General features: G+C 45.3%; 12 protein-coding genes. 4 read left to right on the top strand and 8 right to left on the bottom strand.

The window, feature by feature from the left end; genetic code table 11:
* Window positions 1-6 precede the first annotated feature (6 nt).
* From V7K60_RS04830 to V7K60_RS04815, 4 genes are all read left to right on the top strand, one after another.
* Entirely contained in the window at window positions 7-951 is a 945-nt protein-coding gene (locus tag V7K60_RS04830) for an NADP-dependent oxidoreductase (RefSeq protein WP_334923386.1), read from the top strand.
* A 317-nt stretch (window positions 952-1,268) separates the two neighbouring features.
* Entirely contained in the window at window positions 1,269-2,789 is a 1,521-nt protein-coding gene (locus tag V7K60_RS04825) for an aldehyde dehydrogenase family protein (RefSeq protein ID WP_334923384.1), read from the top strand.
* Between the two features lie 272 nt (window positions 2,790-3,061).
* Window positions 3,062-4,108 carry an alpha/beta fold hydrolase gene (locus tag V7K60_RS04820; RefSeq protein ID WP_334923383.1) on the top strand — a complete coding sequence of 349 codons (1,047 nt, stop codon included), beginning with the start codon at window positions 3,062-3,064 and terminating at the stop codon, window positions 4,106-4,108.
* Between the two features lie 105 nt (window positions 4,109-4,213).
* Complete coding sequence (locus V7K60_RS04815; RefSeq protein WP_334819779.1) at window positions 4,214-4,681, top strand: nuclear transport factor 2 family protein; 468 nt, start codon at window positions 4,214-4,216, stop codon at window positions 4,679-4,681.
* A 95-nt stretch (window positions 4,682-4,776) separates the two neighbouring features.
* Here the strand turns inward: V7K60_RS04815 and V7K60_RS04810 are convergent, their stop codons facing one another.
* The 8 genes from V7K60_RS04810 to V7K60_RS04775 form a co-directional block, all read right to left on the bottom strand.
* Window positions 4,777-5,565, bottom strand: a complete 789-nt coding sequence (locus V7K60_RS04810) for an SDR family oxidoreductase (protein WP_334923381.1) — start codon at window positions 5,563-5,565, stop codon at window positions 4,777-4,779.
* A 19-nt stretch (window positions 5,566-5,584) separates the two neighbouring features.
* Entirely contained in the window at window positions 5,585-6,406 is an 822-nt protein-coding gene (locus tag V7K60_RS04805; RefSeq protein ID WP_334923379.1) for an NADPH-dependent oxidoreductase, read from the bottom strand.
* A 113-nt stretch (window positions 6,407-6,519) separates the two neighbouring features.
* Entirely contained in the window at window positions 6,520-7,641 is a 1,122-nt protein-coding gene (locus tag V7K60_RS04800) for a sulfonate ABC transporter substrate-binding protein (protein ID WP_334923377.1), read from the bottom strand.
* 148 nt (window positions 7,642-7,789) lie between these two features.
* The gene (locus V7K60_RS04795) at window positions 7,790-8,551 is read right to left on the bottom strand and encodes a class II aldolase/adducin family protein (RefSeq protein WP_334923375.1); all 762 of its coding nucleotides are present in this window, start codon (window positions 8,549-8,551) and stop codon (window positions 7,790-7,792) included.
* Window positions 8,535-9,209: a hypothetical protein gene (locus V7K60_RS04790; RefSeq protein WP_334923373.1), complete on the bottom strand. Its 675-nt coding sequence runs from the start codon at window positions 9,207-9,209 to the stop codon at window positions 8,535-8,537. The genes V7K60_RS04795 and V7K60_RS04790 overlap by 17 nt, the downstream gene beginning before the upstream one ends.
* Before the next feature lie 92 nt (window positions 9,210-9,301).
* Window positions 9,302-9,508, bottom strand: a complete 207-nt coding sequence (locus V7K60_RS04785) for an RRXRR domain-containing protein (RefSeq protein ID WP_069068524.1) — start codon at window positions 9,506-9,508, stop codon at window positions 9,302-9,304.
* A gap of 254 nt (window positions 9,509-9,762) precedes the next feature.
* A complete protein-coding gene (locus V7K60_RS04780) occupies window positions 9,763-11,478 on the bottom strand; it encodes an RluA family pseudouridine synthase (RefSeq protein ID WP_334923372.1) in 1,716 nt (571 codons plus the stop codon).
* Window positions 11,479-11,609: 131 nt separating this feature from the next.
* Window positions 11,610-12,917 carry a hypothetical protein gene (locus tag V7K60_RS04775; protein WP_334923370.1) on the bottom strand — a complete coding sequence of 436 codons (1,308 nt, stop codon included), beginning with the start codon at window positions 12,915-12,917 and terminating at the stop codon, window positions 11,610-11,612.
* Window positions 12,918-13,151: the final 234 nt, after the last annotated feature.

Genomic DNA, 13,151 nt, shown 5'->3' with positions numbered 1-13,151 from the left:
GTCACAATGGCAACGATGAAAGCAATCCGAATTCATGCTTACGGCGGGGCTGAAAACCTCAAGTACGACGAAGTATCCCGTCCTGAACCGCAAGCAGGGCAAGTCCTCATTCAAGTGTATGCAGCAGGCGTAAACCCAATCGATTGGAAGATTCGTGAAGGGTTTTTCCAACAAGTCTATGATTATTCGCTGCCCGTGATTGCTGGCGCTGATGTGGCTGGTGTTGTTGCAAGTGTGGGCGATGGTGTCACCACACTGCAACCAGGACAAGCGGTTTATGGAACAGCAGACATGGCGCTTTCGGGAGCTTATGCCGAGTATGCAGTAGGCTATGCAGACGCGATCGCCCCGAAGCCGAAAACGCTCGACTATATTCACGCGGCTTCTGTCCCAATTGTGGCAATCACCGCATGGCAAGCATTGTTTGATGGTGCAAATCTCCAGCCAGAGCAGAGTGTGCTGATTCATGGTGGTGCGGGTGGAGTAGGTCGCTATGCAATTCAGCTTGCTAAGTGGAAGAGGGCACGAGTCATTGCAACGGCATCGGCAGCAAACCTTGATGATGTGAGAAACCTGGGTGCTGATCAGGCGATCGACTATGCGAGTCAACCGTTTGAACAGCAGGTAAAAGATGTAGATGTGGTGCTTGATTTGGTTGGTGGAGAAACACAAGCGCGATCGTGGCAAATCATTCGTCCCGGTGGCGTTTTAGTTTCAACACTTGGTGTGCCTGAATCAGGCATTCCACAGGGCATTAAAGCAGTTCCTGTTTTTGCCAATCTCAGAGCAATTTCCCAGCTCCAGCAGATTGCTCAATTGATTGATGACGGACAGATCAAAGCGTCTATTGAGCAAGTTTTTGAACTGGCAGAAGCTGCTAAAGCACAGGAAGTTAGCCAGCACGGACATCCACGCGGCAAGCTGGTTTTGCAAGTTGTTCATCCAGCTTGAAACAGGCTTTTGTAAAACTTTGGTTCATCGAACTTTTTTCCTGTCAGGGCGAAGCATTCGGGCAAAAATCTCTATTTCAATGGGTTATTAACCAAATGCTTCGTCCCTACGCAGAGTGTATCTCAGGCAGAGTTCATTAACGAAATCTTTGGAGTTATTGCTTAAAAAATGCGAACGAGACCTGTTCGTTTATCATTTGAAAATTTCTGCAACACAACCAATTAAGGCTGAACATTACCTGCTAATCGAACAAGAGTACGTTGAGCTTCGACTGTGAGTAGAAACTTAGTTATGCACAAAAGTAAGGAGCGGCTATTATGGCAGCAACGACAAATAAGAAATCCTCAGCATCAAACATTGAACTAGGAACACCCGCACTGAACTGGATTGATGGCGAGTGGATTGATTCAAAAAAGCATAGTGATAGCATTGATCCAGCTACAGGCAAGGTGATTGGAACTTATGCAGATGGTGGGCGTGACGAGGCTGTTCAGGGGGTTAATGCTGCGGTGCGGGCGTTCCGAGAATTAGACTGGAAGGAAAATCGGGCACTTCGGGCGCGAGTGCTGAATCAGATCGCCGATCGCTTTGAAGCCCAAAGAGATGAACTGATCGCGATTCTCTCGCTTGAAAACGGCAAAGTCCATGATGAAGCAGCATTTGAAGTCGATATGATTCCCAGCAAATTTCGATACTGGGCATCGGTTGTGCTGACCGATTATGGACGGGCGATGGAAGTCCAACCCGGACACCTATCGGTTGTGACTCGATCTCCAATCGGAGTTGCTGGAATCGTCGCACCGTTTAACTCGCCGCTTGTCCTGACTGTGCGTTCTCTGGCACCTGCTCTTGCTGCTGGTGTTACAACTGTTATTAAATTGCCAGGTAATACAGCACAGATCAACTATCTGTTTAGTAAAACCCTCGCTGAAGCTGCCGATTTACCGAAGGGCGTGATTAATGTTTTTAGTGAAAGCAGAGGCAGAGGCGGATCATCTTTTCTGATAGAGTCAAAGGATGTTCGAGTGATTAGCTTTACAGGAAGCACGAAGACCGGGATAGCAATTTCTGCAACAGGGGCAGCGACGCTCAAGCTGTTTCAGACCGAACTTGGTGGCAAGACGCCGATGATCATCTTCGAGGATGCCGATCTGGAGGCGGCTGCACCAAAAGTTGAGAAGGCACTCACGACCTTCGCAGGTCAGTTCTGCATGACAGGTTCCCGGCTGTTGGTGCAACGTGCTGTTGCCGATCGCTTTCGCACGCTGATCACCCAGCGACTGGAGAACGTTAAAACAGGACCTGCGTCTGATCCGTCCAGTGATATGGGACCTCTGATTGATAAGCCGAACGTCGCTCGTGTTGACAAGATGGTGGAGAAGGCGATCGCAGCGGGCGCGAAGGTACTTGTACGCGGTGGCCCAATTGTTGAAGGCCCACTCGCCAGCGGTGCATTTTACCGTCCGACCCTGCTGGAAGTGACCGATCCGAAAATGACGATTGTTCAGGAAGAGGTCTTCGGTCCAGTCCTGACGATGCAAATCTTTGATACTGAGGCAGAAGCGGTGCAGCTCGCAAACGATAGTGAGTATGGCTTGGCTGCGAGCATTTGGACTCGCGATGTTGACCGCCCATTGCGCGTCGCCCGCGAGATAGATGCAGGCACGATCTGGATTAACGATTGGGCGATCGTTTGGGACGAGTTTGAGGAAGGCGGATTCAAGCGCAGCGGCAACGGCAGGCTCAATGGTCTAGCGGCGATGGATGAATTCCTGGAGTACAAACACATCGCCTTCAACTCAGGCACGATCTCTGGTGCTGGCATTTCTGCTCAATAGTCGAGCTCGAAGCCAAGTTTTGAGTTCTTCCTAAATAAGCTTCACAACCATCAAACCCAATAATCAGGTTCGCTTAAGCGGCCTTACAAAAACATTGTCGAGTACGCCCGTAGAAATCGTTCAAGCCCTTCTCAAAGACCCCACCAACCCTGAGGTCGTCAACCGGCTCGTCTCCCCTGACGCTGTCTACGTATCGCTCAACTACAATGATCCCGACTTGAAAAAGCTCATACCTTGGGCAGACATCCATAGGAACCAAGTGAAGACTAATTATGAACGGAATTAATAAACGCCTGAGTTTGACTTTGTCTGCCGTGTTACTTGCTCTTGCTCCACTCAGTGTAGTAGCTCAAGAAGTCAGTCCACCATCTATAGATACACCAGCTGCCATGTCCAAGCTGGCCCTTGCCAGGGTAAAAAAGCAGCGTCGCGGGCAATATGCCTATCCAGCCGGGTTTAAGAGTGACTACGTGGAAAGTAACGCCATCAAGCTGCACTACGTCAGCGCCGGATCGGGCAGTCCCATCGTGTTTGTCCACGGTTTTGGTTCGACCTGGAAAATGTGGGAACCCGCCCTGAAAGCATTTGTTGGCACGCACCAGGTCATTGCCATCGATTTGCCCGGACTTGGGCAATCGGAAGCCTCCCAGACTGGTTATAGCGCACAGGCTCTCTCCAGCTATCTGTTGACAGCCATTAAGAAATTGACGAGAGAGCCCATCATATATGTTTCCCATGATCTGAGCAATACAGCCTCTTATCCAATGGTCGCCAACAACCAGGATTACATCAAAAAAGTCGTATTCATGGATTCGCCAATTCCGGACAAGGCGATGTGGACCTATCCGGGCTATACCCCGAAAGGTCCTGGCCTTGGTTGGCATTTCGGCTTTTTTAGCTACGGGGATATCGCCGAAAAATTGATATCGAACGACCCTAAACTGTTTATGGCTTACTTTATACAAAGCTATGCCGGAAAAAAGGGTATTTTCACTGATGCGTTACTCGACGAACTAATTGAGCCTTACTCGAGGATCGAAAATTTGCACGCTGCTTTTAGCGGCTACTACAGATTTCACTCTGAATCCATCAAACAGAACGAAGCGCTGCTATCTGCTAATAAGCTGATTAGAATTCCATCCATGTCGATCAGCGGTGGCAAGGGCGTAGGAGACGTATTGCCTAAGCAAATGGCAGCACGTTTCGTGGAAGATAAAAAGAAATTCAGGGCCGTGATCTTGCCGGAATCTGGTCATTGGCTGATGGAAGAATCCGGCCCTGAGGTGATTGCTCTTCTAGCTGAATTCATCAAAGATTGAATGCGTCTTCCCCGTGAATCGCGGGACCCGAAGAGTTCTTCCGAGGCACTGACTTGCCGCAGAATCACTACTAGAAACCAACTGTAACTGAAAACGAACACACCCATGTCAAACACCAACGTAGAAATCGTTCAAGCCCTTCTCAAAGACCCCACCAACCCTGAGGTCGTCAACCGACTCGTCTCCCCTGACGCTATCTACGTATCACTCACCTATGATAATCCCGACCTAAAAAAGCTTATGCCTTGGGCAGGCACGCATAAAGATGGTCCAGCCAGCGTCCTCAAAGTTTTCCAGGAACTCAATACCTTTTGGAACATCGAGGAGTTCGATATTCAGCAGATATTTGGCGAAGGTGAGAACGTCGCTGTCTTTGGCAGCTTCACCGTCCATTCGGTGAAACTCGATAAAACGTTCATCTCTCCCTTCTCTGTCTTGGCGAAGGTGAAGAATGGCTTAGTCACCTACATGCAGTACATGGAGGACACCTTTGGCACAGGTTCGACCTTCCGATCGGGTGGTACTTGGACATTCCAGGGCAACCCAGACGGCAGCGAAGTATCGGTGCCGTAGCAAGGTGTCCCAGGTGAATGGTACGCTTGAAAAGCCGAAAAGTCTGTGGTTTAAGCTCACTATTGCCGCTCATTGTTTTTTATCAATCAAGCCGCTCAAAATGTGCTTTGAATAATTCCGCCATCTACTTGCAGCATGACTCCATTCACAAATGAGGCTGCTGGTGAACTCAGAAATACCGCAACATTGGCAAACTCTTCTGGTGTCCCGATACGACCCAAAGGAACTGTCTCATTGATTCTAGCAATTTCTGCTTCTTTGGTTTCACCACTTTTACTAATGCGGGCATTGAGCAATTCTTCTACCCGTTCTGTATATGTCCAGCCGGGTAGAATACTGTTGACGCGAATTTTATCGCTACCCAGTTCTTGGCTGAGAGTTTTCGTTAAACCAATCACTGCTAATCGAATGGAATTAGATAAAACCAGATTTTCGGCTGGTTGTTTAGTTGAGGTTGAAGTGATGGTCAAAATTGCTGGTGCGATAGATTGGCGTAAGTGAGGTAAAGCGTACTTTACCAGACGTACCGCACTCAGCAAAGTCAAGTTGATCGAAGTTTCCCAAGTTGCCAAATCGATATCATCAAAAGTACCAGCGGGTGGACCTCCCGCGTTAGTAACGAGAATATCCAACCCGCCGAATTTTTCTACTGTGGTGTTAATTACCCGTTCAATATCTTCTTGACTGGTAACGTCTGCACGTAGAGATAGTACTTCTATACCTGTTTCGCTTTCAATCTCCGCAGCAGTTTTGTCAATTAACTCACTGCGGGCGCAGATGGCAACTTTTGCACCCTCACGGGCAAATTGCCTCGCTGTAGCTTTGCCCAAACCTTTACTAGCAGCTGTCACTAAGGCGACTTTGCCACGGAGTTGCAAATCCATAATCTTGATTCTTCTTAATTTACAGTAACTTGAAGCCAAGGTTATTGAGAGCTTCACGCAAGCGATCGCGTCCTCTCAAAGCCTCAACAGTTGCGATGCGCTGGGCTGAGTGTTCTGACCAATTGCCAGCAACATCCATCTTTTGTTCAGTATAGAATTCTTTGATGATGTCGTTGTAATGAGCGATCGCTTCTTCTTGTTCTGCCAATTTATAGGTTTCACGATGCAGTATTGCTGACTGGGGCAACCTTGGCTTAATCGCCGCTTCGACTTCAGGATTCGGATAGCCCACACACAATCCAAATACAGCATACACAGAGGAGGGCAAATTCAATATCTGTGCTACCTCTTGCGGGCGGTTCCTGATTCCGCCAATATATACTGTTCCCAAACCGAGTGACTCGGCTGCAACTGCGGCATTTTGCGCCGCCAACGTTGCATCAATTGTTGCCATCACAAACATTTCCAAATATTCCAGCGCATCATGAGATATGCCGCGACTGTCAGCAACGTGACTTAGACGCGCCAAATCTGCTAACCAAACCAGGAATAAAGGCACTTGCTTAATATGTGCTTGGTTTCCCGCTAGCTTGGATAACTCATCTTTGCGCTGTTGATCTTCGACTGCTACCACACTCCAAGTTTGCAAATTAGAGGAAGTAGATGCAGATTGGGCGGCTGCAATTAGCAATTCCAGAGTTCCTGGTGGTAAAGGATCGGATAGATAAGACCGAATTGAACGGTGAGATAGTAGTGCTGTTAGCGAATCATTCCATTCAATTTCGGGGTTGAAGGGAATTTCACCGTAGCGCGATCGCAGTAATTCTGTAGGATTAGTCATAATCAATTCCAAGATTTACATTTCCAATATTGTCAGTTGTTTTGCGACTAATACCAATTTCATCTGTAGGTGCATAAATCTCTATGCCCCTACAGCCAATTCATTGTACTAGTTTAAGTTTTTGGTGAAAATGCAGCGTATTCTTCTTTTGTCAACACTGCATCCTTCACATTTACCTCTTTGGGAATTAGCTTCAATTTATAATATGTATCCGCAACACCTTGTTGTAGATTTATTAAATTATCGTCAATTGGTACAAGACCAAAAGTCCGTCTATTAGTTGCTTTTTTCATTGTCTCTAAATCAATTCCTAATACAGGTGCAAGAGTTTTTGCTACTTCTTCTCGATTCTGTTTAGACCATTCTTCTAGATTTTTAATTTCTTCCAGTATTGCCTTGACAGTTTGGGGATTTTCAGTGACAAATTTGCGAGTCATCAAATAATATCCTCCCTGTTTATTAATTCCTGTGCCATCAATCAGGACTCTGGCTTTAGTTGCCTCTTGAGCCGCTGCATAAAATGGGTCCCAAATTACCCAAGCATCCACACTTCCTTTCACAAATGCAGCACGGGCATCAGATGGAGCCAAATATTTAGGTTCAATGTCTGTATATTTTAATCCGGCTTTTTCTAAAGCTTGGACTAACAATAAATGGGCACTTGATCCTTTCTGAAAGGCAACTTTTTTGCCTTTCAAGTCAGTAACTTTTTGAATTTGTGAATTTTGAGGAACAAGAATTGCGGAACTAGCCGGAGTAGCCGCAGTCCCAACAACGTAAGTTAGTGATGCTCCCGCTGCTTGGGCAAATATTGGCGGTGATTCTCCTACGGGCCCGATGTCAATACTACCCACATTCATCGCTTCTAGTAGTTGTGGCCCTGCTTGAAATTCAGTCCACTTTACAGTGATACCTTCTGGTGCCAAACGCTTTTCTAAAACACCCTTAGTTCTAAGTAAAATAGTCGATTTTTGATAGCCAAATCTGACTACTGTTGCTTTATTATTGGAAGCCGAATTGCTAACAGATGTGGCACTGGGATTAGGGGCATTAACAGTCGGTGTCGATGAACAAGCAGCAAATAGCAGGCTCAGACAAAGACCTGTAACAAAAGCCCCCACTGTTGGCAAAGGAGAAGAAAAGAATAATTTATGTTGGTTGTTAAATGGGATATTCCTGAATTTTATCAACGATATCCACTTGGGAATAAAACGGCGAAAGATTTGGTTAATCATCAAAATGATTTCTCTGAGCTATATGAGTACTATAAACTTATAGGTTTACCGGAGTATATAAATAAATTTTTAATTGATATCAAAATAGCGGGAAGTAGGTTAACTGGAAACTTCCCCGCCTATTATTCCAGTGTCAAAAAACACAGTACTAATTTAGCAAATCAGGTTCTTCACGCACAATCCGGTCGTAAAGGGGCTGGAAACTGAACCACCCACTTACATGTGACCCCACTTGAGTTTGTGTTAAACGGGCTGTTTCGTGTTTGATTGTAGTGGGTCTACCTGCAGCTTCAGCCAACAGTTGGGCTTGACAGGATCGCTCTAAGCTAATGTACCAGAAGGCAGCTTCATCGACTGTATGTCCTACAGTTAAAATACCGTGGTTACGCAAGATTACCGCTTTATTACCGCTCAAAACTTGAGCTAGTCGTTCACCTTCAGAGGTATCTAATACGACACCTGTATAGTCATCAAATAATGCATGATCTTCGTAAAAAGCACAAGAATCTTGAGTCAAGGGGTCAAGGATACGCCCCAAACTAGACCAGGCTTTACCATAAAGTGAATGGGCGTGAGCCGCAGCGATTACATCAGGTCGAGCTTCATGAATCTGAGAATGGATGGCGAAAGCAGCTTGATTTACTTCAGCATCGCCTTTAACCACCTCACCTTCTCTGTTAACTAAAACCAGATCAGAAACTCGGATATGACCGAAGTATCCCCCGAATGGATTGACCCAAAAATGGTCTGTAAACTCCGGATCGCGAGCCGTAATATGGCCTGCGATTCCCTCGCTGAACCCAAACTTACCAAACAGGCGAAAGGCGGCGGCGAGACGTTGCTTGCGGTGGAGGCGTTCGTCTTCAACTCGCTCGAATACAGGGGGCTTTGGTCTAATATACTTGGCCATGTTCTTTTTCCTCCTCTTCTTTACAGGGAGCGTTGGAATATCCAGAGCGAAAGGATTTGACACTGTGAGATTCTGGGATGAACTGGTGACGCAAGACGCAACCAGTATCATTACCTAAGACATGAATGGATACTGATGCGCTCTGGGATGTGGTTTTGACGGCGTGGATATCACCATCTGGGGGTAAGAGGCGGTAAATATCTCCTGGTTGAAGCAATCGCACTTCAGTTACTTGTAATTGTGCGTGTCCTTCTACATCACCGCTATCTACACGGCGATAGACTGTTTCTTCTTGATTACCCTTGTATAAACCAATCAATCCCCAGGCTAGATGATCGTGGACAGGAGTTGTTGAACCTGGGGGAATTACCAAACTGAATACTGACAGGGAACGGTCTTTAGCGCGATAAAGCAGCCATTGACCAATACCGCCACCCATCCGGCTTTCGGGATTGACTTGGATAAACTTTTCTGGTAGCCATTGCTGTTGGGCAAGAAGTTCTTGAAAATAGGGTTCTAGTCTGGCGAGAGTTTGGGTGCGATCGCCAACAGTACTAGCGCTAATTTCCCGTACTGTTGCTACAAAGGATCGTAGTTCCTGGCTCTCAATAAACCATTGGTCTTCTGGTAATAGTTCTAAAATAGTGTGGTTCGTCATTTATATTCCTCTGTTTAGGAGGCGACTAAGATTAACTAATTACTAAGTCGTAATACTTCGGCTACGCTCAGTACAAGTTCGTAGTCAAGAATTCAATTACGATTTATTTTAATACCAGGATGAATCTTAAAGCCAAGTTGCTCAAGTTTTAGATGAGAAAGGGACTCCTTCAGAATAATAGTAAAAGGATATCGCTGAAATACGGTAGCTTTACCTTGTGACAATAGTAGCCTAGCATGGCTGATGCGTACTGGATATAACGGTTGTTGGTTGGCATCGAGAATGAATACTTTAGTCATATAATTTTGAATTTTAGATTTGCGATCGCCAATTTTTTGTAGTTGGATATTTTTATTGGGAAGCCTGTTAACTGTTATATTAATTTTCTTTAAGTACTATAAATCGGTCGGATAACCGTTGAATTAACTACAAGCAGAAATTATCACATACAAATTTAAAAAGCAATAGGCTAGCAATTAGGGGAGACAAAGCGTAGCTTTAGCTCTTTGGGTTCTTGGGATTTCAAAGAATCAAGCTGATATAATATGACACGTTAAAAGGGTGTAATTGCTTGTAAATGCAGCGTTTGTCTCAACTGCGGATGCTCGAAGCGAAGTTCTCTAGCGTGCAGATGTAACCGACTAGTAACTGCACAGCATCCATAAAGGCGATCGCCTAAAATAGTTATCCCAAGTCCTCGCACATCAGCGGCATGAACTCTCAACTGATGAGTGCGTCCTGTTAGTGGTGTAAATTCTACGCGAGTGTAGTCTCCTTCTCTCGCCATTACCTGGAAATGTGTCAAGCTAGGTTTACCATACTGCCAATCAACTTTTTGCTCAGGGCGATTTTCAGGATCTCCCCACAATGGCAAGTCAATTTTACCTTGCTCAACTGTCACAGCACCGGAAAGTATGGCTTCATAAACCTTGTGAACCTGGCGTTGCTGAAACTGCTGGCTGAGTTGCCGATGGGTTTGACGATCGCGCGCCAACAACAAAATCCCGGAAGTTTCTTGATCTAGGCGATGCACAGATATAAGCGCCATGCCATCAGGTAACAAATGACGTAAGCGACTCAAGACACTATCTTGGCGATCGCGATAACGACCAGGTACTGAAAGTAGCCCAGCAGGTTTGTTGACAGCAATCAACCATTCATCTTCATAAATAATCGGTATGACCTCTCCCCAAACCCTTCCTCTATCAAGGCAGGAAGGGCTTCTTACTGCTTTTTCCCTAGCTGGCAAGAGAGGTTTCAAGCCTGAGAGCAAAAACCCCATCAATGGCTGACATCGCTCGGTACACGCTCCATAAAACTCTCCCGAAATTTTATCCTGATTTGCGGAAGACGTACCCCACCAAAATTCTGCCATTGCCAATGGTTTGAGATTATGTGTTGCCGCATAATGAAGCAGCTTTGGGGCACAACAGTCTCCTGTGCCTGTGGGCGAACCTCCTGGCATCAATTCTTGCAATGATTGCGATCGCCCGGAAAAATTAGTCAGGCTGTAGCTAGCCTGCATTTGAGCTTGTAATTGACGCGACAGTGCTTTACGCTGTTGTTTCAGTTCGCTAATTCGCGCATCCGTCGTTGCAATTAACTGCTGAAGGGGCTGTAATACGGCATTTTGCTGGCGTTTAAGTTGTCGTCGCTCAATTCCCTGCTGACGACTTTCTTCGTCAAGTTGTTCAAGAGCAATCGTGAGTGCTTCGGGAGAGAGTGTATTGCAGATTTGCTGACGTTTTTCTTGTCGTTGATGTTTGCAATAGCGATGGCGATCGCTCATTGCTTGTAACTGCTGCTCAAAGTCATTAAACAGGATTTCATACTGCTGACGTTCCGTCAGTTGCTTCAAAGTAATAATTTCTTGCTTAATCGCGTCCAACTCAGCCAAAGTACGGGCTTCCTCAAAAGCAACTTCGTCTCGTCCGGGAATTGGCGGCACCCAGCCCTCAACCACACTGCAACCATTCAAAAGACCAGAAAAAGCTTTTAGTACCCGTTGTTCGCCATTAGGCAGTTCAACCAATAGTATTCCATACATCTTGCCTTCACGAGAATAAGAGTCATTGTTTGCAAGATGTTGCATTAGTCCGTGGGCGATCGCTTCAGACATTGAGGTGCGGGGTAATTTTAGGCGATGTCTACGACGGGCTACGCCTACGCCACTTTGGGAACAATGCCCTTCGTACCAATAGCTACAAGATGAGTCGCCGATCGCAAAATCGCAGTCGATGAAATCTGAAAGTGCGTGCAGAACTACCATACAAGGTATGATTGCAAATCTAGCTGATCATAATATTTTAAATTATTGCCCATATTAACAAGTTTGTAGTAAGGACTTCAGTCTTTATTTTTTAAGCACTAAAGTCCTGACCACAAACCTTTAAAACTAGCTTACAAAGTATTAGTTGGAGTGCGCTCGTCTTCTGGTGTAGGCAGTTGTTGAGATAAGTTAGCTTCTCCAGATGGAGGTTCTGGATCTTTTGTCATACCATGCTGCTCTTGCCCTCTAAGTCCAAGATATGTTGCAGCACTGATTCCTTGTAGCGCCAGAAGTGTATCATCAAATTCTGGCATTGCTAGATTTTTAATCACCTCCCAAATAAAAAATAGTCCGATGGCAACTGTCCAAATAAATGTTTGGAATCGATGAAAGTTGACTCCATTAATATCTGATAATATATCGGTGAAAAACCCTTCCGAAACGCCTTGACTACCTTTTCTATTTTTCTCATTACCCTGCCCATCAATTAACGAAGTAGCAAATGCAGTTACAGAGTTAATTCCTAATAAAACTAGTGATTGTCCAGTTAAAATATTAGTGTAATCTCCTGTTATGCCGTAGATAAGCAGGTAAGCAGAAAAAATCAGAAATGTCCAGAAAGCAAGTTGAGATATCGATAGGCTGAAGGGATTTCTATACTCTTCATTTGAACCAAGAAAATACTTAGCAATTCCCGAACGAGCTTCCTTTTCAGGCATAAACTCTTTTGTAATTAACGCTTCCTGGCCATTGATTACTTCTTTTTTAGAGTAAATTCCTTCTATTCCAGCACTACGTAGACTGTCTCGACCATATCTGATAAATATCAAGACAATAGCTATAACTAGAAGCAAACAAAGCCAAAATCGCCACGAAAACAGAACTATTTTTAATTGAGGAGGTGACAGAGGATCGCTTACCAAAATCGCAACTTTGCCGGGACAGCCTACCCCAACGATCGCATTAATACTAGGTTTGGGCCTGCCACCAAGCAGCGAATTCCATGCAGTTTCAGATACATCAGTACGTTCAAGCTGAAAAGCTAACCAATCATTATTAAGAGTTTTCTTTTGATCCTCACCCTCCTCCATAACGCTGACTGGTTCTCCGTGGACATTCTCTAGCTGATAGCCATTTAGGTACAACACTAATTGGCGAGGATCGAATGAATTGCCTTTAGGGGTTGCACTTATGGCTGCTGCTGACAATCCTCTAACTTTTACCCTGATGCGATCGCCCATCTTAACTTGGCTGCGATCGTTATCAGCAATGACTCGTTCAGTTCTGAGAGTCGCAGGAACATAACAAGCGCGAGACGATGCAAAATTTACAGAAGGGATACCTGAACTATCTTGAGCGATCGCAGAAAAGTTGATAGAAACAATCAGAGAAAACACCAATAGAAAAATAGCAGTAAATCTTTTAGTCTTTCTATACATTGCTCAGTATTACCAAGTAAACTATGTCGTAGTTTACTCCTACTTGAGCCATTCGGAATATTAAAAAACTTGTCTGAAAAACAATACCTCCGCCAAAGAGAGAGTGCCAATGCCTGGGGTAGGCTACGCTTACGCCTTTATCTTTTTGGCTGTAAAGCGGCAGTCATGGGGCAAAAATAGGTATTTATGGAAAGTCAAAATTATGACTAGTTAATGCGGACTCACACTAGGTAA

The organism is Nostoc sp., assembly GCF_036917555.1.
Lineage (GTDB): Bacteria > Cyanobacteriota > Cyanobacteriia > Cyanobacteriales > Nostocaceae > Nostoc.
Note: the sequence above shows the minus strand (reverse complement) of the source record. Positions and strands in the feature narration are given on the sequence as shown.